The organism is Salinimicrobium catena (assembly GCF_900102915.1).
GTDB lineage: Bacteria > Bacteroidota > Bacteroidia > Flavobacteriales > Flavobacteriaceae > Salinimicrobium > Salinimicrobium catena.
The window spans coordinates 631,438-655,047 of record NZ_FNGG01000002.1; the positions used below are offsets into that span (position 1 = coordinate 631,438).

Consider the following 23,610-nt stretch of genomic DNA (forward strand, 5'->3'; position numbering starts at 1 on the left):
CGATGCAGTATGGAGATGACTATTAAAAAACGTAAGCAATATATTCAGGCGTTGCAGAACAACAAATTGCTAAAAGGCCTTCCGGAGTATCGTCTCCAGAATATCCTGAACGACCTGGAGGAAGAGACCTGGACCAAACACACCTGCAGGGTAGACAGGCAAAAGTCGCTTTTCCATTTTTATTTTATCCTCTCCGGCCGATTAAAGGTATATAAGGTGGATAAGGATACCGGCAGGGAATTCACTCTTTTCATACTCACAAAAAATGATGTTTTTGATGTGCTTTGTCTTCTAGAGCAAACAGAACATCCGGTATACTACGAAACTTTGGATAAGGTAGGTCTGCTCTGCGCGCCCATGGGCAAAATGAGACAATGGGTGCAGGAAAATCCCGAGATCAACCGTAATATGTTGCCTTACCTGGGGCAACAATTGAAGACCATGGAAGAATATGCTTCAAATGTGACTTTAATAGATATTTCTACCCGGCTAGCCAAGTTGATCCTCACCCACATCAACTCAGAATCCAAAAAACTGGAATTGATCAATGACCTCTCCAACGAAGAGCTGGCCAATCTTATTGGTTCTACCCGCGCAGTGGTTAACAGGCACCTGCAAGATTTCAAAAATGACGGCATTCTGTCCCTGGGAAGACAAAAAGTAGAGATCAAGAACCTCCAGCTATTGCTGGAGCGGGCCAACATTTCCTCACAAAAAAAACCTAACACAGCAGCTGACGATTTAACAGAGAAGTGATACTTAGGTAGTATGACCCCGGGGACCAAAATCCTAACTTTATACCATTGTTAATCTAAAATGTGTGTGCTATGAAAACTTTAATTCTTTGTTTGCTTTTGATGGGCTTTACAGCCATCGGGCATTCGCAGATCGTATTGGAGGAAACAAGGGTGGATTACGTCCCTTACTCCATGAAAGTTGACCCTGTTACCAACTCTGTAACCTTAAAGATTTCGGAATCCTATTACGGAGAGTTCCAGGAAGACCCACTGGCTTTTATCGAAGATAACTTCAGCATTGACCAGTTCATTCGTGAGAACGAGGAACTTGATTTCGATTCTTATGAAGTCTATTTTAAAAGCATGAAAGGAGATGTAAAGGCCAATTATGACAAAGACGGAGAAATGGTGTCTACTTACCAGCGTTTCAAGAACGTGAACCTTCCCGATGACGTGAAACTGGAAATACTGCAACAGTTCCGCAATTCACGGGTATTAAAGAACAGCCACGTCGTTACCTCCAAGAAATGGATGATAGACAAAGAATTTTATAAGGTCAAGATCCAGGATGGCGATAAGGTAAGAAGGCTGAGAATAGACAGGAATACTCAAGGCTTAAGCCTGGTAGGTTTATAAAATCACGTGTTTATTTTAATGAAGGAACCGCACCGGCTCTCAACCCGGGCGGTTTTTTTACTGTTCAAAAAGATCTGAAGACAGGTAACGGTCGCCACGGTCACACACAATGCTCACCACGACTCCCTCTTTAAGTTCTTCACAAAGACGTACGGCGGCAGCAGCGGCGCCACCACTGCTCATTCCGGCAAAGATGCCCTCTTCCTTTGCAAGCCTGCGGGTCATCTCTTTGGCCTCCTGCTCGCTTACCTCCAGGATGCGGTCTACCTTCTTGGCATCAAAAATAGACGGCAGGTATTCTTTTGGCCATTTCCTGATGCCGGGGATTCGCGAATTCTCTGTAGGCTGTACTCCTATTATTTCTACGGAAGATGTTTTCTCCTTCAGAAAGGTGGAAGTTCCCATTATAGTACCTGTAGTCCCCATGGAAGAGACAAAATGCGTGATCTTTTGTTTGGTATCCCTCCAGATCTCCGGTCCTGTAGTGTGATAATGAGCGCGCCAGTTATCGTTATTCCCAAACTGGTTCAGCATAAAATAACCGCCTTCTTTCATTTTATTTTCTGCAAAGTCTCTCGAGCCTTCGATTCCCCCTTCAGCAGAAGTCAATGTTACTTTGGCTCCGTACGCACGCATGGTCTGCACTCTTTCCACGGTGGAATTTTCGGGCATCACCAGTTCGATATCCAGATTAAAAAGTCCGGCGATCATCGCCAGTGCTATCCCGGTGTTTCCACTCGTGGCTTCTATGAGTTTGGTCTCTTTTGTGATCTCCCCCCGCTCCAAAGCCATTTTTATCATGTTATATGCCGGCCGGTCCTTTACGCTGCCACCGGGATTCTGTCCTTCTAGTTTGAAATACAGTTCAACATTTGGGTTTTTGACCAGGTGCTTTGCTTTCACCAATGGCGTATTTCCTATAAGGTTTAATACTGATTTGCTCATTTTTGCTGACGGTTTTTGATCTTGATCTGCGGGGAATGGGTGACAAAGGAATTTTCAGGCACCGAGGCGGTGAGCCATACGTTCCCTCCTATGATGCTGTTGGCGCCTACCACGGTTTCCCCGCCCAAAATTGTGGCGTTGGCGTAGATGGTTACATTATCTTCAATGGTAGGATGCCTCTTCTTGTTTCGTAGTTCCCGTTCCACATATAGCGCCCCCAGCGTCACTCCCTGATAGATCTTCACATTGTTCTTTATGACGGCGGTCTCTCCTATCACCACACCCGTGGCGTGATCAATAAAAAAGGATTCGCCTATTTCTGCGCCGGGGTTGATATCTGTTCCGGTTATTTTATGGGCGCATTCGGTCATAAGACGGGGCACCAGCGGAAATTTGTACTTGTAAAGTTCATGGCTCAGCCTGTACACGGCGATCACAAAAAATCCGGGGTAGGAAAGGTACACCTCCTCAACCGAATTGGCCGCGGGATCATTTTCGGCAATGGCCACGGCATCTTTGTGCAGTTTTCTCAGAATTCCGGGCAATAATCCGCAGTAATCCTCCCAGATCTCTGCACAGGGTTTTTCGGGTTCCCAGCAAACCAGGTCGGCCAGCTCCTTGAAATCAAAAGCCAGCTTTTCCATGTTTTCCTTTACCGGGGTATCCTCATCGAAAAGGGTGTAAAAAAGGCTGTTTGTAAAAGCCTCTGCCCTTTCCTTAATCCGTAATTTTAGATGCGGCAGTTTTTTTTGAGAAATAATATCCTGAATTACTTTATCCTCGATCATAGCTGAAGAATCTTCTTTTTTCTCAAATTTAATAAAAGCATTATCAATTGTGCCTTACGCAACTGCTTAATTACGTCGTGTCAATGAACTCCTAAATCAAAGTTAAAATATCATAATTATAAATCACTCAAAACCAGAGTGTTGTAAATTTATATCATTAATCAAAAAACCTTAACGTCATGGCACAGCAAGAAAAATCCAGACAAAATCAACCACGGAAAGAAGCTGAAAAAAAGGCAGCTCCAAGAAGAGGAGAACAGCAAAAATCTGAACAAAAAAAACACGAAAAGAAATAGTTTTTAGTGTTATAGATTTACATGCGAGTTTGTTTTCAGGCCACCTCAAAAGGGTGGCTTTTTAATTGGTAAAATTCTTTTCCAGCAGATCCCCCAGGTTCTCAGAAAGGTCCAACAGCCACCGCAGCTGATGGGTGATGATTTGCACCTCCTGGAACTGCTCCCTTAGCTGCTCGCTGATCCCGGTCATTCCCTGCTCTTTTTCCAGCCGCCGAAGCTCTGCCAGTTCTCCATATTTTTCGCGGAAATAAGTTTCAGCTTTTTCGATCTCACTTTGTAATTGTTTTTCTCTCAGAACTTTTTCCTGGAGAACGCTTACTGAAGATTCCAGATTTGACCTGATGACTTTCATATAATTCAAAAAGTGCCCCGAAACTGAAGTGGTTGGATTGGCTTTGATGAAGGTCCCCAGGGAAGCCGCAGAAGACAACAGTTCCTGGTTAAGAGAGACCACCTGAAACACCTGCTCCATGTCTGTTTCACCTGTTTTAGGTTCCTGGGCCATCCGCTGAAAGGCTGCGCTAAGGTCACCCATGGCCAGAAAAGCTTCTTTGCGCGCCAGTTTATAAGCGGCCGGCAATTTCCCCTTTTTGGAGTAGAACTCTTCGATCTCTTGCAGATAAAGCATGTTGGCGGTGATACTTTTCGAAATGTAATTCCTGATGCCGGTGTATTCCCAGGTGGGCCATAAGAATTTGTTCCCTAAAAAAGCAAGGGCTGCGCCAATGATGGTATCCAAAACCCGGAATTGAATGACCTCAAAGGCATTGGGCCTAATAAGGGTGTAGACAAAGATCACGTTAAGGGTGATGAAGGCTGCAGCTGTCTTGTAGTTACGCTGGATCATCGAAAACGCCAGCACCAGGGTGATCACCGCCAGAATGCCATAGACGATCGTATTTTGGACCAGCAGCACTATGGTCACTGCTATGGCACCTCCTATTAAAGTGCCATAAAGCCTTTGCTTGAACCTGTCGCGGGTAAGCGCATACCCCGGCCTCATGATCACCAGCGTGGTAAGCAGGATCCAGTATGCGTTTTGGAAATGAAAGATCCTGCCCAGGAAAAATCCGGCTACGAGGATGACCGTAAGCCGCAGCGAATGCCGGAAAATGGGAGATTTAAGATCAAGATTGTCGGTCAGGGTTTTGAGATCATACTCCTGTGAAGTGAGGAATTTTTCTGCCTCTTTTGTCCTGCCGGAAAAGTACTGCTTGCCTTCCTTTTCTCTTAAAAACCGTTCAATGGATAAGATCTTCTGGTACTGCCGGTCTTTGAACACCAGCAGATTTCGATACACCAGGAGCGCCTCGCGCTCGCCGGGCAGATCGGCTTCTCTTTCAAAATCTTCGAAGGCCTGCCACACTTTTTCACGTTGAGCCTCAAGTTCGGGGTTGGGCTGATATTTCCGGTTCCTGGACCACACCTCTCCGATCTTTTCCACCTGCCGGGCCATCATTTCACTCCACAGCCTTATCACCTCCAGCTGTTCCTGTCTTTTGCTGAACAGTTGCTCCATACGGTTATAGTTCACCGGATTGGCCATGGCCAGCTCCAGGATATCAACCATCTCCATGAAAATGAGCAGTTTCTTTTGCACCACCCCAGATCTTCCGGAATTCTTTCGGCGGGAAATGAGGATCTCCCTGATGATCTCATGTTTTTCGTTGATGCTACTCTGTACTTCTGCCAGTTCTTTTTTCAACTCCTCCCGTTGGGCGGGAGTAGCGCGTAATAACCGGTTCCTAATGTCCAGGTACTGGGCAGTAAGTTCAAATCCTTCAGCCATCATGGTTTCGGTCTCCTTCCGGCGAGTCAGGTAATGCAGGGTTACCGTAAAGATCAAATACCAAAGGCCACCTGCACCCACAAGGAGGCTGTGGGTAAGCACAGAACTTTCCGAAGGCACTTTTGCCAGGCTCAGCACAACGGCAAACAGGCCCGAAAACGAGATGAGCGAGGCTCTGAAGCCGTAAACCGAAAGCATGGAAAAACTGAACATGAGCACAGCAAGAACCGGCACAAAAAAGACAGCGTTCATGGCAGCATAACCTGCCAGTAAGGTTCCCACAAAGGCCATGACTGCCGAAAACCCCACTCCTATCATCCTTCGCCTTAAACTACCCGGAACATCACTGGGAGAAGACAATAGCACCCCTATCGCCATTGGGATCCCTACTTGCATGGCGCCAAATTGGTTGGCGATAAGCAATGGGAGTATGGCTGCCACTGCAAAGCTGATGCCTTTGGAAAACTCGGCTGTTTTTAGCAGCTCCAGGAAAGATCTCAGGTGGGAAAGCAGGTTGAGTTTCATTACCAACAAATCTACGAAGCTTTCTGTTATAGATGCTCCTCTTACCCGCTTAGATTTTTAACCTTTTATTAGTACGCCTGCTTTGGTGAAGGCCGCTGTAGGTCGTAATTTTAAAGATAACAACTATAAGATCAACCTTTCTGCAGGTCTTTGTTCTGCGGAAGGAAAACCAAAAATTATAAAGCTATGAAGATATTGATGGTGCTTACCTCACACGACAAACTGGGAGATACAGAAAAAAAAACGGGGTTTTGGGTAGAGGAATTCGCCGCACCCTATTATGTACTGGCAGATGCCGGGGCAGAGATCACCCTCGCCTCTCCAAAAGGCGGACAACCTCCCATAGACCCTTCCAGCACTACGGAAGATGCCCAAACAGAAGCGACCAAGAGATTTGACAAGGATGAGGAGCTTAAGAAAAAGCTTTCGATGACCAAAAAACTGGAAGACGTAAAAGCCGAAGATTTTGATGGCGTTTTTTATCCCGGAGGCCACGGGCCGCTGTGGGATCTTTCCAACGACCTTAAGTCAATTGCCCTGATAGAGGCTTTTAATGAACAGATGAAGCCCATGGCTTTTGTTTGCCACGGGCCTGCCGCCCTCGCGAACGTTGAGGATCACAAGAAACCTCTTGTGAGAGGGAAAAATGTGACCGGCTTTGCCAATACAGAGGAAGAAGCCGTGCAGCTTACAGATGTGGTTCCTTTCAGCATTGAAGATAAAATGAACCAGTTGGGTGCCAACTTCAGCAAGGGAGAAGACTGGAGTTCTTATGTGATGGTTGACGGCAGATTGGTCACAGGGCAAAATCCGGCATCTTCAGAAAAAGCGGCAAGGGAACTATTAAAAATGTTGCAAAAGAAAGCAGTCTGATCGCGTATGGCCAAAAAAGGACGTAACATTCAGGCGGTAATTGAAGAGCACGAGGCTTCGGGCAAATACATCACAGTAGACGGAATAAGGACCTTTGCCCTTAACTACGGGCGAGGAGAAGCTGTGCTGTGCATTCACGGGGTTCCTACCTCTTCTTTCCTTTATAGAAAGGTACTGACCTCTCTTGCCAAAAAGGGTTACAGAGGAGTCTCGGTAGACCTGCCCGGGCTGGGTCTGTCTGACCGGCCGAAGGATTTTGACTATTCCTTCTCCAATTTCGCCGATTTCCTCTACCGCGCCAGCATCGCTCTAAAAATGAAAAAATTTCACCTGGTGGTTCACGACATTGGCGGGCCTATCGGGTTTGCCCTGGCAGCCCGTCACCCGCACAAGATCATGTCGCTTACCATTCTTAATTCGTGGATAGACGTGGTGAATTTCAAAAAGCCGGCTGTAATGCGGCCTTTTGAAAAGAGGCTTCTGGGCGAGGCAGAGCTTAAAATGATCAGCCACGTTACCTGGCCCGTGATGTTCAAAGGAATGGGCGTGGTCAATGCAGGGCGCATACCTCTTGAAGAGGTCAACGCTTATGTAGACCTGCTGAAAAGAAATGATGAAGGCAAGGCCTTTTTGAAGATCATGAGAAATTTTGAGCGATCCCGGGAATTCAGGGATCTGTGCCTGCGGGCAGTTCAAAATGTGAAATATCCGGTGCAGGCCATTTGGGGCGAAAAAGATCCGGCGCTCACGGTAGATACCTTTGGAAAAGAGATCCAGGAGGCAGCCGGCCTAAAAGAGATCATAAAATTGCCTTCCAGGCACCTGCTGCAGGAAGAAACCTGGCTGGCCATTGCCGACCAGATAGTGGAACAGGCCAAAAGCGTACACCTCAAGACATAAAAAAGGAGGCTTTTCGTCTCCTTTTTCTTATTGCTTATTTCTTTGGAGGTTTTGTTGGCCTCATCTCTATTTTACTTGGGAGGGCGCGGTGATTCAGTTTTAAAAGGTCAACCACCAGTTCCCCAATATCTTCGATCTGTATCTTCCAGGAATCGGCGGAAGACGGGGTGTGGTCATTGAAGTAAGTAGCCACAGATCCCGGCATTATGGTAGTCACTTTTATATCATGCTCCCTTAGGTCAAGCATGGCAGCCTGGGTAAAGCCGGTCACACCAAACTTGCTGGCATTGTAGGCAGCGCCCCCTGCGAAGAAGTTGGTGCCCGCAAGGCTGGAAATGGTAAAAACGTAACCTTTAGAACTCTTTAGGTATGGTAACGCGGCTTTCATACTGTAAAAAACCCCGGTAAGGTTGGTATCTATGGTTTGCTGCCACTGCTCGGCCGTAAGTTCCTCTATGGAGCCAAAATGGCCGACTCCCGCATTAGCCACAAGAATGTCAAGTTGACCGAACTTTTCGGTTAGTTTTTTAAGGGCGGTTTCCTGGCTTTCCAGGCTTCTCACATCGGCTTCAAATCCCATTACCTGGCCTCCACCCTCATTCGTAAGTTCACGGGCGGCTTTTTCGGCTTCATCTTTATGCCTGCTGGTAATACCCACGTTCACTCCCATTTGGGCAAGGGCAGCTGCAATTCCATATCCTATTCCTTTACTGCCGCCGGTAACGAAGGCCACTTTTTCCTCTAATGTTGTCATTAATGCTGATTTTTGATTCAGCTTAAAGCTAAAAAATTCCGGCCCCATCAGGAAGACCAGGAATTTTAAGAATTTGTTAATTCTTGGCGATATAAATCCCTCTTCTGAAAAAAATAGCTTCGGAAGAAAAAATCTTTGAATTTCCTAACGGAATTTACAATAAGAATAAATTATCTTTGCACTCCTTCCGAAGAAACCCGGATCAAAGATGAAGCTTCGGAAACATTAAGTAACAGTTCAAAAAAATAGCTACGTTGGAAAATCCTAAAGCCCAAAAACTTCTGAATAAAATACAGCGCGATCTTATGCGTAACGGGATCATCACAAACACGATTGTTGATGATCTAAAGGAACTAAGGCCTTATGCCGTTGAGGAGCAAAACCCGTTACTGGCAAAAGTCATTCGCCTTACTTTTGAGCACATTGAAGAGTACCAGACCTTTGATATTCCTATTCCTGAAGATGAGCCGGTAGAAGGATTTGAAGGCGAAAACGAAGAAACATCTGCTGTTGATCCGCAGGAAAGCCTGGATTACCTGCTTTCTCTAATGGCCGAGCCGAAGAACAAAGTGAATGCTTTGGAATTAAGGGAATACAGTAACAACCTAATAGCTTACGCAGAAGAGAATTAACTTTTTCTTTCCCATTGTTGGCTTGGTATTTGAACTTACTGCTGAAAAATATCTGTTGAAAAGGAATATGAAGAAGAAAAATGTTGTCTTGAATAAAAAACCACGCTGGAAATTACTCCACCAATATTATAACTATACCGGATTCTATAAATTCGTTGGCGGTAGCCTTAGAAAAGCCATTCTGCCCATTGTTTTATTCATAGGGGCGCTTTTAGCGATCAACGAATATGTGGTCAACATTAACCAGGTTCTGGTAACAGTTACCGAAACCTTTTCTCCTTTAGGCATACTTGCCGTATTCCTTGCTTCAGAATCTTTACTTGGACTGGTACCGCCGGAGCTATTCATAGCATGGGCAGGAAAATCTGCTTCCCCGGTATTCAACCTAAGTTTGCTGGCGCTGGCATCCTACTTGGGCGGGATCTTCTCCTATTTCATGGGAAAAGCCATTACCAGGATACCTTCAGTGCACAACTACCTGGAGAACAAGATGAGCAAACACATCAAGAATACTGAAAAATGGGGAGGTTTTCTAATTGTAGTGGGAGCATTATTGCCCATTCCTTTCGCGATGACAAGTATCGCAGCAGGTATCATCAACTATAAGTTCAGGCATTATTTGCTTTTCGGGCTTTTGAGATTCGTACGCTTTTACGGGTATGCCCTGGTGATCTTTAAGATCGTATAAGCAGCAGCAGCAACTTCCATTTCTTTATTTTTTAATCCCTGTAAATTTCTCGTAAATTGGTTCTGCGTTAACCAACAGAGCATTTCATGGGGCATGACCACGACCACCATTCGGCAGGAAAGAATCTGAAATTCGCTTTCTTCCTCAATGCCGCCTTCACGATTTTTGAGCTCATCGGGGGATTTTATGTCAATAGTGTCGCGATCATTTCTGATGCTGTGCATGACCTCGGGGACACATTATCCCTGGGCACTTCGTGGTACCTTCAAAATAAGTCCCAACAAAAGAGAGACAGCAAGTTCTCCTTTGGCTACAAGCGCTTTTCGCTGTTAGGTGCATTGATCAACAGCCTGGTGCTGCTGGGCGGCTCTATCTTTGTGATCACAGAAGCCGTAAACCGCCTTATTGAACCCGAACGTTCAGACGCTGAGGGAATGATGATCTTTGCTATAGTGGGAGTGGCCGTAAACGGAATTGCAGCCTACAAATTGAGTAGCGGAGAATCGCTCAACGAGAAAGTGGTTTCCTGGCACCTTTTAGAGGATGTTCTGGGCTGGGTGGCCGTTTTGATCGTTGCCATTATCTTGCAATTCAAGGAGATCCTGTATTTGGACCCTGCCCTTTCCCTGCTCATCACTTTCTATATTCTTTGGAATGTCTTTAAACGACTGAAGGAGACGCTATTCATTTTTTTACAGGGAGTACCCAAGGAGATCGATCTGGATGAGATCGAAGAAAGACTTAAGAAGATCCCGAACATTTCTTCTCTACACCATATGCACGTCTGGTCCCTTGAAGGCACAGACCATGTTTTTACTACCCATATCAAACTGAAGAACATTAACAGGTTCCAGCAACTGCTGGACGTCAAGAGGCAGGTAAAAAATGTTTTACAGGAATATCATTTTGACCACTACACCATTGAGACCGAACTGGACGAGGAAACCTGCGACCTGCTCTAAATTAGCGTATCTGGTTGAACCTGATCCCGAGTTCCCTCTCTAGTTGTCGCAGCCGTTTTATCTCCGCCTGATTGACTAAAGCCAAAGAAATTCCCGTGTTTCCGGCACGGGCGGTACGGCCACTCCTGTGGGTATAGTAGTCGGTTTGATCGGGCAGCTGATAATGCACTACAAAAGCGAGGTTAGCCACATCGATTCCGCGAGCGGCAACATCTGTGGAAACCAGCAGCCTCAAACTTTTATTTTTAAAGGCACGCATTACCTTATCCCTGTCTTTCTGCAGCATATCGCCTTCCAGAAGTCCTACCTCATGATTCTTGGCTGCCAGTTGTTTGGCGAGAGTCCTAGCAGCAGCCTTGGTCCTGGTGAAAATGATTCCTCTCTCCTTGCCTTTAGACTTAAGAAAATAGGCAAGGGTATCGAGCTTGTTATTGTCGTCTCCTGCCACGAATTGATGCTGAATGCCTGTGTTTACCGCATCCTGCTTATCTATGTTAACCCGGCGGGCCTTTTTGGAAACATACTTGTTGATGATCTCGTTTAACTCCTGCGGAATGGTAGCTGAAAATAACCAGACATTTCTTTTAGCCGAAGCTGTGGCCTCCAGGATGGCGGTAAGATCTTTTTTGAACCCCATGCTCAGCATTTCATCGGCCTCGTCAAGAACCAGGGTTTTGATGTGAGAAATATCGACAGCTTTCCTTTTCATAAGGTCGATCAACCTTCCGGGTGTTGCAACCACGATCTGCGTAGGGCGATCAAGCCGTGCGATCTGTATATCGATCTTTTCTCCCCCATAAACCGCTTCAGTAAAGACCTTATCTGAATACTTGGTGAACTTAAAGAGCTGTTTGGCTATCTGCTGGCCCAGTTCGCGGGTTGGAGAAAGGATCAATGCCTGTACATGATCTGCGGAAGGATCAATTTGCGCCAAAATAGGCAGGCCAAAAGCGGCTGTTTTTCCGGTACCGGTCTGGGCTTGCCCTACAAAATCCACTTCTCCTTCAGTTAGCAGAGGTATCGCGGCTTCCTGGATCTTTGTCGGGTTATAGATTCCCATTTCGTTCAGTCCTTTTACCAGCTTTTCTGAAACTCCCAGCTCCTTAAATGTCATGTCGTTAATTTTTTGCGAAGATAGTTCTTATCCAACACCTGAAAGATGAAAACCTTAAATTTCTTGAGCCTACAATCACAGCGGGCGCATCTAAAATTTGATCGACGAACGATCAAAATTGAACTTAAAAGCTACCTGTTAAAGTGAAGCTAAACCTCCTTTTTTAGGATAAAAACTGACAAATTAATATTAATTTGAGGTTATAATCAACAAAAACCTAAATCATGCTTACGATAATTCTGAATATTCTTTTACCCCCATTAGCGGTATATCTAAACCATGGTGTGGGCACAACATTGTTAATTAGTATCATCCTTACCCTTATTGGGTGGTTACCCGGAGTGATACACGCTTTTATCGTGAATTAATTTGCTGTCTTGTTTATATGAAAACTGTCTAAAATATATTTCCCTAATAAGCCTGCCAAAGCAGGTATTAAGTTCCTTCACCAAGGAAGACAAGTTTGAATTAGCCCTTAAACTTATATTTTAGACAGTTTTATTTTTTTCCTCTGTTTCTTTCTTCTTCAACTTAAGCTGCCATTTCCAGGCGCTTTCCATCGCATCATCAATAGAATACTCGGCTTTCCATTTTAAAACTTCGTTCGCCTTTGTTGTATCTGCATACGCCGCGGTGATGTCTCCTTCTCTTCTTGCAGCAATGACGTAGGGCAATTTTGTTTCTGAAACCTTTTCAAATGCCTTGATGGCTTCCAGTACAGAATTTCCTTTCCCGGTTCCCAAATTGAAAACCTCGTAGTTGGTTTCCTGCTCCTCATCAAGAAGTCTTTCTAAAGCCACCACGTGGGCACGCGCAAGGTCCATCACATGAATGTAATCCCTGATGCAGGTCCCGTCAGGCGTAGGATAATCATTTCCAAAGACCGAAAGTTTTTCCCTTTTTCCAATTGCCGTCTGGGTAATGAATGGCACCAGGTTTTGCGGGGTTCCTATGGGAAGTTCTCCAATGTTCGCACTTGGGTGCGCTCCTATTGGGTTGAAATAGCGCAATGAAATGGCGCTAATGTTTTTTGTGACCTTACAGGTGTCGGCAATGATCTCCTCCCCTATCTGCTTGGTATTTCCATAAGGAGATTCGGCTTTTTTCACCGGCGCAGATTCTGTAATGGGCAACTCGTCTGCCTGACCGTAGACGGTACAGGAAGAACTGAAAATGAATTTTGAATTCTCTCTTTCCTTCAGTTGCTGTAAAAGGTAAATGAGGGTGTTCAGGTTGTTCTCATAATAAAGCAACGGATTTTCAACACTTTCGCCTACCGCTTTAGAGGCGGCAAAATGGATCACTCCTTCAATATCTGGATACTTGTCAAAAAAAGCACTTACCGCTTCTTTTTCCCGCAGGTCCATGTTCTCGAATTCAGGAGAGATCTTCGTGATCTTGGTTATACCTCCCAAAACTTCAAGTGAAGAATTCGAAAGGTTATCAATGATCACTACGTCAAAACCTCTTTCCTGAAGCGCTACTACCGTGTGTGAACCAATAAATCCTAGTCCGCCGGTAACCAGTATTTTTTTACCCATTTCAATTTTTTCTGAATTACCCGCAAATTAAGAAAATACACCTTTTTACCAGCGGCATTAGTTAAAATTTAAGTTTCCCCCCTGCTCTTTTCCGCAGTTCCCGAAGAGAACACACCTGCTAGTATGCTCTGCAGCAATGGCCTCGTAAAGTTTCTCTTTTGAAAAAATCAAATTTCCGAAGAGGGTTCGGGCGTAAAAAAGTATATTTGCACCACTTAAAATGAAGTAAAAATGACGCTAGATCAACAGGTAAAAACTTTTAAATGGGTGAGCATTCTTGAGGGAGTTTCCTTTCTTGTACTGCTTCTTATCGCCATGCCGCTGAAATATATCTGGGAAGCCCCGCAAATGGTAGAAGTTGTGGGAATGCTCCACGGAATTCTTTTCGTACTCTACGTTCTTGGCGCCTTTTGGATGGCAAAGGCACTGGAATGGAACCTGAAAACTCTTTTTGTGGTATGCATAAGTTCTGTGCTACCGCTTGGGCCTTTCTATGTTGAAAAAAAATATCTGTAACCTATGCAGGAGCAAATCAGGGAAATAAGCAATTATCTGGCTAATTTTTTTATCGAAAAAGGACTTGATGAAGACGCAGCCCATTTCCTGAACATGCTTATCAACATAGCCGTGGTTTTCGTGCTGTGGTACATGATCCATTACCTTACGAAAACCCTGCTGCTTAAAGCCTTCAAACGCTTTACCAACAAGACGAAGACCACTTTTGACGATTTCCTGGTCAAGAGCAACTTTCCGCGGTATGTGAGTAATGTGCTGCCATTGCTTCTCTTGATCCTCACCATCCCGGTGGTTTTCCAGGATTATCCGAAGTTGCTCAAGGTTTTTGAAACCCTGGTGGACATCTACATCATTTTCCTCCTGGTGCTCATTGCCCGCAGCCTGTTGCGTACGACCACCAATTACATGAAAAGGCATGAGCGCTACAGGGATAAGCCACTCGAGAGCTACACCCAGATCCTCATGATCATTTTCTGGTCTATAGGGATCATTTTCACCTTTTCTGAACTTACGGGTAAGTCGGTAGTTGGATTTTTGATCTCTTTGGGAGCCGCATCGGCCATTATTCTGTTCATTTTCAAGGATACCATTTTGGGCTTCATCGCCTCCATCCAGGTCTCGGTTAACGACATTGTTCGTATCGGGGACTGGATCACCTTCAGCAAATACGGGGCTGACGGATTTGTCACCGAGATCACCCTGGCCACCGTAAGGGTCCAGAACTGGGACAACACCTACACGACCATTCCCACTTACAACCTTATCGCCGATTCTTTTCACAACTGGCGCGGAATGCAAGAATCGCCCGGAAGAAGGATCAAACGTTCGCTTTTCATCAAACAGAATTCCATCAGGTACATTGACGAGAAGGACATAGAAAAGTTCCAGGAATTCAACCTGATAAGCTCCTACATCAAAGAAAGACAACTGGAGATCAATGATTACAATACTAAATTGGGAATTAATAAAAAGTTCCTAATAAACGGAAGGCATCAGACTAACCTCGGCGTTTTCCGGAAATACGCCTTGAGCTTCCTGCAATCACATCCTCAGATCAACCAGGAGATGACCATCATGGTGCGTCACCTTGCTCCTACCACTCAGGGAATTCCGCTGGAGATCTACTGTTTCAGCAAAGACAAACTCTGGGAATTCTACGAAGGTATTACTGCGGATATCTTTGATCACCTTATCGCCGCTATCCCATTCTTCGACCTGCAGCTGTTTGAGTCCCCTTCGGGAGATGACATCATTAAGGCCCTGAAAAGCTTTAAAGAAGAATAATTTTTCGGCTTCTGCAGCTTCACAAACGTGAAGAAAATGATAATTGCGGGGCAGGAGAAAAAATATTACTTACCTTCATCTACCGTAATCATCAGCTAACCAGAAAATGAGCCTCAAACCGTTTTTACAGGCCGTAGGGATACTTGCCGTGATCCTTACCCTTTTTCCTTTTGTAGCCGCCGATTACTGGTGGATAAGAATGTTCGATTACCCGCACGTGCAGCTAACCACCTTCACCCTGGTGGCCCTGCTGGTATATTTTTTCAGGTTTGACCTGCGCTCCTGGAGAGACTACGCCTTTGTGGTGATCCTGGCAGGGTGTTTTTTGTTTCAGCTCACCAAGATCTACCCCTACACCCCTTTAGCCGGTTACGAGGTGGAAAACAATGAGATGGTCGACCCTGAGAACACCCTTAGCCTGATGGTCTCAAATGTGCTTCAGAAAAATACCGAGCACCAACGGGTACTGGATGAGGTCTTGACCAAAGATCCAGACATGGTAATTCTTACCGAAACCAATCACCGCTGGCGGGATGCTCTTGCACCGAGTCTTCAGGAATTTGGATACATCTATAAAACCGAAATGCCCCTGGACAATACCTACGGAATGTTGCTTTATTCTAAACTGGAAACGATCAATCCGCAGGTACGCTTTCTGCTGGAGGACAGCATTCCTTCCATGCACATGGGGTTAAGAATTCCCTCGGGCAAGCTTATTGAAATGCATATTATTCATCCTACTCCACCCATGCCGCCACATGACGCATCTTCTACCGACAGGGATGCGCAGATGATGATGGTGGCGAAAATGGCAAGGAATTCCCCTAATCCTGTTATTGTGGCCGGAGATTTCAATGATGTGGCCTGGTCTGAGTCTACTTCGCTGTTTCAGAATGTGAGCGAGCTGCTTGATCCGCGGGTGGGAAGAGGTTTTTACAATACCTTCAACGCCAACAGCTGGCTCATGCGCTGGCCACTGGATCATCTTTTTGTTTCTGAAGAGTTCCGGGTGATGGACCTGCGTCTTGGTAATGACGTGGAATCAGATCACTTTCCCCTCTATGTCAAACTTAGCCTGGAACCAACGGGTGCGCCGGAACAGGAAAGGGAGCCCGCTACCAAAGAGGAATTAAAAGAAGCTGAAAAGCAAATAGAAAAAGAAGAGAAAAAAGATCAAAAAGAAAAGACTGAAGGAAAGTCTTAATCTCCCAACCTGTCCTTAACGTATTCTATCCGGGTTTTCCCGTGAGGTTTAGCCTTTCCTTCCTCATCAAGGCTTACCATTACGATCCTGTCAACCACAATAATACTCTCCCGGGTCATTTTGTTACGCACCTCGCAGGTAAGGGTTAGAGAGGCTCTTCCAAAGGTCACCACGTCCATTCCTATTTCAATAATATCCCCTTGTCGCGCAGAACTGCGGAAATCTATTTCACTCATGTATTTTGTCACCGTCTTGGGATTTTCAAGCTGAATGATGGCGTAGAGCGCTGCTTCTTCGTCTATCCATTCCAAAAGGCGTCCACCGAACAAGGTGCCGTTGGGATTAAGATCTTCGGGTTTGACCCATTTTCTTGTGTGAAATCTCATATTTAAATTATTTTGAGCGATATTGTTCTATAGCGGTTCTGACTATTTCATCATGATCAAAAGCCAGTACGGGCAGTTCATTTATCGGGATCCACTTAGCCTCGGCCGCGTCATCTTTACCTTCTACTTTTTCTTCTGAAGGGATCTTTCCCCAAAAAGCAATACTGATGGTTCGTCCACGAGGGTCCCTACCAGGGTCTCCAAAAGCCCGGATCTGATGCAACTTTTCAACCTTTAGTCCTGTTTCCTCTTCCAGCTCCCGCATCGCCCCTACTACAAGAGGTTCGTCATTCTCCAGAAACCCTCCCGGGATAGCCCATTGATCTTTGAACGGATCTTTTTTTCGCCTTACCAGCAAAATTTTTTCCTCTCCGCTCTTTCCGCAGAAGATCACGGCATCTGTAGTTACGGCTATTTCCTGTTTCGGCATCTTAAAATTGATTTATGTAGACGGTTTTGATATTCACGAACTCTTTGATCCCCACAAAAGAAAGTTCCCTGCCATAGCCGGAATTCTTTGTTCCCCCGAAAGGCAACCGCGGATCACTCTTTACCAGCTCGTTGACAAAGACTGCCCCGTCCTCTATTTGCCCTGCAAGTTCTTTGGCTTTGGCAAGATCTTTAGTAAAAAGGGAAACTCCCAGGCCATATTGAGAGGCGTTCACCAGGTCTATGGCTTCATTCTCGTCCTTAAAAGTGGTGACTCCAATGGCAGGTCCAAAGGTTTCTTCTTTAAAAACGGGCATTTCGGGGGTAACCCCTGTAAGGATCGTCGGTTCATAATAGGCGTCTTTCCTTTTCCCGCCCATGAGAATTTCAGCTCCCATTTTTACTGATTCCTGCACCTGTTTGTCGAGGTCTTTTGCTAGATCTTCCCTGGCCTGCACCCCCACATAAGTATCCTCGTCCATAGGGTCGCCGCTTTTGAGGTTCTCAACTTCGTTCTTAAAGAGCTTCAGGAATTCATCGGCGACAGATTCTTGTAATAACAGTCTTTTCCCGGCTATACAACTTTGTCCGGTATTCTGAAAACGGGCCTGCACGCACACCTTCACGGTTTTCTCAAGATTGGCATCTTTGAACACGACCAGGGCATTACTGCCTCCCAGTTCCAGAACGGTCTTCTTGATCTCCTTGCCTGCGGTGGCGGCCACTGCACTCCCTGCCGGGCCGCTGCCGGTAAGGGTTACCGCCTTCACCCGTGCATCTTTAATCACTTCTTCGACCTTGTCGCTGCCTATTACCAGGTTCTTAAAACAACCTTCAGGAAAACCGGCCTTTTTAAAGATCTCTTCCAGGTTAGCAGCGCACATCATAACATTGCTGGCGTGCTTGAGCACACATACATTCCCGGCCATCAATGCAGGCGCGGCAAATCTGAAGACCTGCCAGAAAGGGTAATTCCAGGGCATCACTGCCAGAATCACCCCCAAAGGATCATACCTTATAAAACTCTCTTTTGCATCGGTCGTTATTTGCTCTTCTGAAAGTTGCTTTTCAGCATTTTCAGCATAATATTCACACACCCAGGCACACTTCTCCACTTCTGCCAGGGATTGAGAAATGGGTTTTCCCATCTCTTTTGTCATGGTCTCAGCATATTCCTGCTTATTTTCCTTCAGTACCTTGGCTACCTTCAGCAGAAGCCGGGAACGTTCTTCAAAAGAGGTTTTACGCCAGTCTTTGAAGGCTGTGTCGGCTTTGCTCAGCGCCTTGATGATATCTTCGGAAGAAAATTCTTTATGTTCTGCCAGAACTTTCCCGTTATAAGGATTTTTGGAAACGATCATTGTGTAAAGCTTTACCTAAAGGTAAAAAGAAGGCTAAAGCTATTAAAACTATTTCAATGAAATTAACGGAAGCGGACCCTGTTTATAAGCAGTTTATAAATCTTCCATAAAAGAGTGCCAGAGTCCTGTTTAATTAATTACATTTAAGAAAACCCAAAGCCATGAAAAAGAGAGACCAACAGCTTTTAGAGATGAGGCCCGAAGTTCCGGGAGCACATGCCGGAAGCAATCAGCAACCAGATAGCCTTTTTCAGAACAATACTTTAAGGCCAGTGGTTAAGCTTCAAAATGACCTTTTGGTGGAGGCCTTCAGAAATTACCTTGAGAAGCATAAAGTTGATTTCGCCGAAATTTCTGTAGAAAAAAGATTGAAGGTCATTGAAAATGCCATTCAGAAGGACATGAAGTTCAGGAACAGCCTTAAAGGAATGATCATTGGCCAGTTCACCATTGAAGAGTACAGGCAATACATCACCAATTCTTCAGCTTTGAACAAGCGAATGATGCACCTGGTCACCGAAAGACTAAAGAGCAACATCCAGCTGTTCGACCCGCTGTCGGCGGTTTAGAATCAGAGGTTTTACCTGATTTTCTTCCGAAGAAAAGCAATTATTAAACTTTTGCTAATTGTTCTTTTTTCGCATTTCTGTTCTCTAATTTTAAAGGAAAACACTAAGAAATGAGCTTTAATAAGGAAGAACTGTACAACAAATGCCTGGATGAGATCAATAAAAGGATAGAACAGTATAATGAGAAACTCGAAACCATTAGTGGAGAGGATTCAGAAAACAACTTTCATCCCGATTTTGACGAGTATGGGAACAAGGGCGAAATGCTCACGGAATACGAAAAAAATGCCGCTTATCTTGACCGCGTGCAAAGCATGAAAGAAACCCTGGCCAACCTTGACCACAGCCACAGAAGTGAGACTGTAAGGCCGGGAAGCATCGTGGAAACCAGGAACAGTTATTACTTTATCTCTGTTCCCTTAGGGGAAATAGACATGGACAGCGGGCGAAAAGTCTATGCGATCTCAACCGAAGCTCCTATTTACCAACACCTGGAAGGGAAAAAAGCAGGAGACAAATTCACCTTTAACGACAGCGATGTAGAGGTAGTGCAGGTACTGTGATCATTCGGGATATTCTATTCTCAAGTGATAGATGTTCTTGAGTTTGCGCTTTAGAACCTTCTTCACCAGCTGAATTTCCATAAACGTAATATTGGAATTAAGAAACTGCCCCTCCTCCATCTGTTTGTTGATTATTTTCTCTACAAAGTCATCGATGAGTCTGGAGGTAGGCTCCTTTATGCTTTTACTGGCTGCCTCCACACTGTCACACATCATGAGGATAGCTGTTTCCTTGCTAAATGGCGTGGGCCCGGGATAGCGGAAATCATCTGGATCTGCATGCTGGTTTATCTCCTTTTCCTTCTTGAAGAAGTAATATACCGTGGTAGTACCATGATGAGTGCGGATGAAATCTATAACTCTGTCGGGCAGATTTCTTTTCTTGGCGATCTCAATTCCGTTGATCACGTGTTCTATGATGATCTCTGCGCTTTCTTTTGGCGAAAGCTCATCATGAGAATTCACCGAGGTAGTCTGGTTTTCGGTAAAGTAGGTCGGATTCTTCATTTTTCCGATGTCATGATAGAGAGCCCCAACCCGCGCGAGCATAGAATTGGCACCGATCTCATTGGCGGCAGCTTCGGCCAAATTAGCCACGTTGAGGGAATGGTGAAAGGTTCCCGGGGCTTTATCTGAAAGCTCTTTAAGCAGTTTAGAATTGGTGTCTGAAAGTTCCAGCAGGGACATGTCAGAGATCAACCCGAAGACCTTTTCATAGGCATAGATAAGCGGCTGCACGAACAAAGTAGCCACTCCGCCGAAAAGGAACATTAGAAAGGTTTCAGGTTCCACCTCATATATGGAGCCTTCCTGGATCACCGTAAAAGCAAAGTATGAGACGATATATACCAAAGTTATCTGCCCCACGGTAATGAAGAGGTTCGCTCTTTTGTAGAGTTCTGAAACAGTTAGTATGGTCACAATCCCGGCTATGATCTGCAGGAACATATACTCGTAACTGTCTGGCACGATAAATCCTAAAAGCAACACGGTGATCACATGGGTGAACAGCCCCAGCCTCGAGTCAAAAAAGCCTTTTATTGTCAGTGGCAAAATACACAGCGGCACCACATATACATATTTAACGTTGAACTTGATCACCAGTACGGTGAGCAGCACCATGAGGAGCAGGTTGAAAAAGATGAAGGTGACCTTGATGTTGTTCTGAAAAATGTCAAACCTGTACTTCTTTATGAACAGCATCAGCATCAATAAGGCCAGGAAGACAAGCAGGCTGTAACCCAGGATCATCCAGTTGTAATTGGCCTGGCTCCATACCTGCGATTCATATTCGGCCTTTAAGGAATTAAGCACCTGGAGTTTATTACCTTCAACTACTTCACCTTTGGCTACTATGATGGTCCCACGTTCGATATTTCCACGAGTGTACGAGATCTGGTCGTACCTGCTTTGCAGTTCATCCTGGGTCAATTTTTCATTGAATGAGACATTCGGCCTAAGGGTATCAAAAAAGAGCCCTACCAATTCTTCCCTAAATAATTGCAATTGGGATTCATCGATCTCCTTATTAAGGAAATCCCGCAACTCATTTTGTTTGATTATCCTTTCATAAGGGATCTCGCTTGCCACGTTTCCTTTTTTGAGAAACACCAGCTGATCCGGATCTCGCGGAACGATCTCCTGGATAAGTCCGTACTCATAGATATCCTCCACGGTTTGATCCACAAACGTCTCCAGTTGGTTTAGTTGATTTGGCGTCAGGGTATCAGGAAAAGTTTCTGAAAAACGCTCTTCCAGGTCTGCAGTCACCTCGGCGGCAACCTGGTCCTTATATTCGTAATATGGAATGTGCTCCTGATTGATCCTTTCTTTTTCCGCAGCGATCTCTTCGGGAGATTTCAGAATGGCAAAATCAAAAGGGGCATAAAGATTTTCGTACTGCCAGGGTTTACCTTTGGGAATCTCGTATTGGAATTTTCCTCCTTTCGGGAAAAGGTAAACGATCAAAAAGGTTGTAAGAAGAAATAAAAATACTTTATAAAAAAGATCCTGATTTTTATAAAGATAACTCACAAATGATTTCATAAAGACTAATCTCTTTTCAAATGTAGTAAAAAAAGACGGCTGAAGGCGATGTGGTTGGTTTGTTCCTTATAAAATGATTAAATTCGCAATACTAAAATTTAAAACCACAAACAATGAATAAGGAAGTAGTAATAGTGAGCGCTGCGAGAACTCCCATTGGAAGTTTCCTGGGCAGCCTGTCGACTGTTCCCGCCACAAAATTGGGATCAATAGCCATAAAAGGAGCTTTAGATAAGATCAAGTTAAAGCCCGAAATGGTAGATGAGGTCTTAATGGGGAATGTAGTCCAGGCGGGAGTTGGACAGGCACCGGCAAGGCAGGCCGCTTTAGGTGCGGGAATTCCAACGAACGTTCCCTGTACTACTGTAAATAAAGTGTGCGCCAGTGGAATGAAAGCGGTAATGCAGGCTGCACAGGCAATTAGTCTTGGAGATGCCAATATCGTGGTTGCCGGTGGTATGGAAAACATGAGCCTTATCCCGCATTACCTGCACCTTAGAAATGGTCAGAAATTCGGCCCTGCACAAATGATAGACGGAATGCAGAAAGATGGTTTGGTAGATGCCTATGATCACAACGCCATGGGGGTTGCTGCGGACCACTGCGCCAAAGAACATAACTTTAGCCGTGAAGAGCAGGATAAATTTGCCATTCAGTCTTACAACCGTTCAAAAAAGGCCTGGGAAGAAGGCAAATTCAATGATGAAGTAGTTCCCGTAGAAGTACCACAAAGAAAGGGAGATCCTGTAGTTGTAAAAGAGGATGAAGAATACAGGAACGTGAAAATGGATAAAATTTCGGCTCTAAGACCAGCCTTCGGAAAAGAAGGAACTGTTACGGCCGCAAACGCTTCCACCATCAATGACGGTGCTGCTGCACTAGTTCTTATGAGCAGGGAAAAAGCCGAAGAACTTGGGCTGGAAGTAATGGCATCTATTAAGAGCTTTGCCGATGCTGCTACAGACCCAATCTGGTTTACAACGGCTCCTTCAAAAGCGCTTCCTAAAGCAGTTGATAAAGCGGGAATTTCTATGGACAAGGTTGATTACTTCGAGTTCAACGAAGCCTTCTCTGTTGTAGGTCTTGTCAATATGAAGATCCTTGGATTAAAAGATGAAAAAGTGAATGTGAACGGTGGTGCTGTTTCTTTGGGTCACCCACTGGGATGTTCCGGAGCGAGGATCATTGTTACCCTTCTAAATGTGTTAAAGCAAAATAATGCTAAAATAGGTGCGGCTGCGATCTGTAATGGCGGTGGAGGTGCATCGGCCATGATCCTGGAACGCGCATAATCGTTATTTAAAATCGAATGCAATACGCCATCTGCAACTTAGGCATTGTCCCGCTTAGGTTAGAACCTACCAACACCAGTGAGATGGTGAGCCAGATGCTGTACGGTGAGTACTTTAAGATCCTTGAAGAAAGAGGAAAATGGTCTCGCATTCGTACAGCATTTGATTCCTGTGAGGCCTGGGTAGATAACAAACAGTACCACAAGATCTCTGAAGAAGACTACAACAGGTTTGAAACAGAGGAAGCTGTATTATCTGCTGACCTTATAGAATTTATAAGCGGTGAAAATCAGAATTTAATGCCGGTCCCATTAGGATCGGTATTGAATTTTACCTCTGTTCTGAATCATTCCCATGGTGGAAACCAGATCTCGGGGAAACAGGATAAGAGCAATCTTATTGAAACCGCCTTTTTGTATCTGAACGCTCCTTTTCTTTGGGGTGGCAAAACTCCTTTTGGAATAGATTCCAGCGGCTTCACCCAAATGGTCTATAAGCTGAACGGCCATAAGTTGTGCCGCAATGCTGCCGACCAGGCAAAACAGGGGGAGTCATTAAGTTTCATAGAAGAAAGCGAGCCGGGAGACCTGGCGTTCTTTGACGATAAGGACGGGGTCATCACCCATGTGGGTATCATGATGAATGACAATTACATCATTCACGCCGACGGAAAGGTAAGGCTTGACCGTATTGATCATTCGGGAATATATAATGCAGACCTACGACGGCACACCCACAAGCTCAGGGTCATCAAAAAGATCATATAACAAAAAACCCGCT

General features: G+C 45.1%; 25 protein-coding genes. 15 read left to right on the forward strand and 10 right to left on the reverse strand.

Going from position 1 to position 23,610, the window contains the following annotated elements:
- Positions 1-9 precede the first annotated feature (9 nt).
- Together BLS64_RS07350 and BLS64_RS07355 are read left to right on the forward strand one after the other, a co-directional pair.
- Complete coding sequence (locus BLS64_RS07350; RefSeq protein WP_093112843.1) at positions 10-756, forward strand: Crp/Fnr family transcriptional regulator; 747 nt, start codon at positions 10-12, stop codon at positions 754-756.
- A gap of 71 nt (positions 757-827) precedes the next feature.
- Entirely contained in the window at positions 828-1,373 is a 546-nt protein-coding gene (locus tag BLS64_RS07355) for a hypothetical protein (protein ID WP_143019281.1), read from the forward strand.
- Between the two features lie 57 nt (positions 1,374-1,430).
- On the opposite strand, the gene cysM is transcribed toward BLS64_RS07355, so the two are convergent.
- The 3 genes from cysM to BLS64_RS07370 form a co-directional block, all read right to left on the reverse strand.
- Positions 1,431-2,318 (reverse strand): cysteine synthase CysM, encoded by an 888-nt coding sequence (gene cysM, locus BLS64_RS07360; RefSeq protein WP_093112845.1) that lies wholly within the window; start codon positions 2,316-2,318, stop codon positions 1,431-1,433.
- On the reverse strand, positions 2,315-3,106 hold the full coding sequence (gene epsC, locus BLS64_RS07365) for a serine O-acetyltransferase EpsC (protein ID WP_093112846.1): 792 nt from the start codon (positions 3,104-3,106) through the stop codon (positions 2,315-2,317). The genes cysM and epsC overlap by 4 nt, the downstream gene beginning before the upstream one ends.
- Before the next feature lie 357 nt (positions 3,107-3,463).
- The gene (locus BLS64_RS07370; protein WP_093112847.1) at positions 3,464-5,716 is read right to left on the reverse strand and encodes an FUSC family membrane protein; all 2,253 of its coding nucleotides are present in this window, start codon (positions 5,714-5,716) and stop codon (positions 3,464-3,466) included.
- Between the two features lie 186 nt (positions 5,717-5,902).
- On the opposite strand from BLS64_RS07370, the gene BLS64_RS07375 reads away from it, so the two are divergent.
- Positions 5,903-6,589, forward strand: a complete 687-nt coding sequence (locus BLS64_RS07375; RefSeq protein WP_093112848.1) for a type 1 glutamine amidotransferase domain-containing protein — start codon at positions 5,903-5,905, stop codon at positions 6,587-6,589.
- Between the two features lie 6 nt (positions 6,590-6,595).
- A complete protein-coding gene (locus tag BLS64_RS07380) occupies positions 6,596-7,489 on the forward strand; it encodes an alpha/beta fold hydrolase (protein WP_093112849.1) in 894 nt (297 codons plus the stop codon).
- 34 nt (positions 7,490-7,523) lie between these two features.
- Here the strand turns inward: BLS64_RS07380 and BLS64_RS07385 are convergent, their stop codons facing one another.
- Positions 7,524-8,243 carry an SDR family oxidoreductase gene (locus tag BLS64_RS07385; RefSeq protein ID WP_093112850.1) on the reverse strand — a complete coding sequence of 240 codons (720 nt, stop codon included), beginning with the start codon at positions 8,241-8,243 and terminating at the stop codon, positions 7,524-7,526.
- Positions 8,244-8,497: 254 nt separating this feature from the next.
- On the opposite strand from BLS64_RS07385, the gene BLS64_RS07390 reads away from it, so the two are divergent.
- The 3 genes from BLS64_RS07390 to BLS64_RS07400 all read left to right on the forward strand — a co-directional run bounded on the left by BLS64_RS07390 (position 8,498) and on the right by BLS64_RS07400 (position 10,525).
- The gene (locus BLS64_RS07390) at positions 8,498-8,875 is read left to right on the forward strand and encodes a hypothetical protein (RefSeq protein WP_093112851.1); all 378 of its coding nucleotides are present in this window, start codon (positions 8,498-8,500) and stop codon (positions 8,873-8,875) included.
- A gap of 67 nt (positions 8,876-8,942) precedes the next feature.
- Positions 8,943-9,563, forward strand: a complete 621-nt coding sequence (locus tag BLS64_RS07395; RefSeq protein WP_093112973.1) for a YqaA family protein — start codon at positions 8,943-8,945, stop codon at positions 9,561-9,563.
- Positions 9,564-9,649: 86 nt separating this feature from the next.
- Positions 9,650-10,525: a cation diffusion facilitator family transporter gene (locus BLS64_RS07400; RefSeq protein ID WP_093112852.1), complete on the forward strand. Its 876-nt coding sequence runs from the start codon at positions 9,650-9,652 to the stop codon at positions 10,523-10,525.
- Between the two features lies 1 nt (position 10,526).
- Here BLS64_RS07400 and BLS64_RS07405 read toward each other — a convergent pair whose 3' ends face one another.
- Positions 10,527-11,639 carry a DEAD/DEAH box helicase gene (locus BLS64_RS07405; RefSeq protein ID WP_093112853.1) on the reverse strand — a complete coding sequence of 371 codons (1,113 nt, stop codon included), beginning with the start codon at positions 11,637-11,639 and terminating at the stop codon, positions 10,527-10,529.
- A 224-nt stretch (positions 11,640-11,863) separates the two neighbouring features.
- Here BLS64_RS07405 and BLS64_RS07410 point away from each other — a divergent pair, with 224 nt between their 5' ends.
- Entirely contained in the window at positions 11,864-12,007 is a 144-nt protein-coding gene (locus tag BLS64_RS07410; RefSeq protein WP_093112854.1) for a YqaE/Pmp3 family membrane protein, read from the forward strand.
- A gap of 120 nt (positions 12,008-12,127) precedes the next feature.
- Here BLS64_RS07410 and galE read toward each other — a convergent pair whose 3' ends face one another.
- Positions 12,128-13,180, reverse strand: a complete 1,053-nt coding sequence (gene galE, locus BLS64_RS07415) for a UDP-glucose 4-epimerase GalE (RefSeq protein ID WP_093112855.1) — start codon at positions 13,178-13,180, stop codon at positions 12,128-12,130.
- Positions 13,181-13,411: 231 nt separating this feature from the next.
- Between galE and BLS64_RS07420 the strand changes: the two genes are divergently transcribed.
- From BLS64_RS07420 to BLS64_RS07430, 3 genes are all read left to right on the forward strand, one after another.
- Positions 13,412-13,696, forward strand: coding sequence for a DUF3817 domain-containing protein (locus tag BLS64_RS07420; protein WP_093112856.1), 285 nt, complete (start codon positions 13,412-13,414; stop codon positions 13,694-13,696).
- Positions 13,697-13,699: 3 nt separating this feature from the next.
- A complete protein-coding gene (locus BLS64_RS07425; RefSeq protein ID WP_093112857.1) occupies positions 13,700-14,980 on the forward strand; it encodes a mechanosensitive ion channel family protein in 1,281 nt (426 codons plus the stop codon).
- A 106-nt stretch (positions 14,981-15,086) separates the two neighbouring features.
- Positions 15,087-16,184 (forward strand): endonuclease/exonuclease/phosphatase family protein, encoded by a 1,098-nt coding sequence (locus tag BLS64_RS07430; protein WP_093112858.1) that lies wholly within the window; start codon positions 15,087-15,089, stop codon positions 16,182-16,184.
- Here the strand turns inward: BLS64_RS07430 and BLS64_RS07435 are convergent.
- Genes BLS64_RS07435 through BLS64_RS07445 form a run of 3 tightly spaced genes read right to left on the reverse strand, consistent with a single transcriptional unit; the run spans position 16,181 to position 18,360 of the window.
- Entirely contained in the window at positions 16,181-16,570 is a 390-nt protein-coding gene (locus BLS64_RS07435; protein ID WP_093112859.1) for an acyl-CoA thioesterase, read from the reverse strand. The genes BLS64_RS07430 and BLS64_RS07435 overlap by 4 nt on opposite strands.
- Positions 16,571-16,577: 7 nt before the next feature.
- Positions 16,578-17,000 (reverse strand): NUDIX domain-containing protein, encoded by a 423-nt coding sequence (locus BLS64_RS07440; protein ID WP_093112860.1) that lies wholly within the window; start codon positions 16,998-17,000, stop codon positions 16,578-16,580.
- A gap of 1 nt (position 17,001) precedes the next feature.
- On the reverse strand, positions 17,002-18,360 hold the full coding sequence (locus BLS64_RS07445) for an NAD-dependent succinate-semialdehyde dehydrogenase (protein ID WP_093112861.1): 1,359 nt from the start codon (positions 18,358-18,360) through the stop codon (positions 17,002-17,004).
- Positions 18,361-18,521: 161 nt separating this feature from the next.
- Between BLS64_RS07445 and BLS64_RS07450 the strand changes: the two genes are divergently transcribed.
- Together BLS64_RS07450 and BLS64_RS07455 are read left to right on the forward strand one after the other, a co-directional pair.
- Entirely contained in the window at positions 18,522-18,929 is a 408-nt protein-coding gene (locus BLS64_RS07450; RefSeq protein WP_093112862.1) for a glyoxalase, read from the forward strand.
- 110 nt (positions 18,930-19,039) lie between these two features.
- On the forward strand, positions 19,040-19,492 hold the full coding sequence (locus tag BLS64_RS07455; protein ID WP_093112863.1) for a transcription elongation factor: 453 nt from the start codon (positions 19,040-19,042) through the stop codon (positions 19,490-19,492).
- Here the strand turns inward: BLS64_RS07455 and BLS64_RS07460 are convergent, their stop codons facing one another.
- Complete coding sequence (locus BLS64_RS07460; RefSeq protein WP_093112864.1) at positions 19,493-21,538, reverse strand: HD family phosphohydrolase; 2,046 nt, start codon at positions 21,536-21,538, stop codon at positions 19,493-19,495.
- A 113-nt stretch (positions 21,539-21,651) separates the two neighbouring features.
- Between BLS64_RS07460 and BLS64_RS07465 the strand changes: the two genes are divergently transcribed.
- Together BLS64_RS07465 and BLS64_RS07470 are read left to right on the forward strand one after the other, a co-directional pair.
- Entirely contained in the window at positions 21,652-22,830 is a 1,179-nt protein-coding gene (locus BLS64_RS07465; RefSeq protein WP_093112865.1) for an acetyl-CoA C-acyltransferase, read from the forward strand.
- Positions 22,831-22,847: 17 nt separating this feature from the next.
- Positions 22,848-23,597 (forward strand): C40 family peptidase, encoded by a 750-nt coding sequence (locus tag BLS64_RS07470; RefSeq protein ID WP_093112866.1) that lies wholly within the window; start codon positions 22,848-22,850, stop codon positions 23,595-23,597.
- The last annotated feature ends 13 nt before the right edge of the window (positions 23,598-23,610 follow it).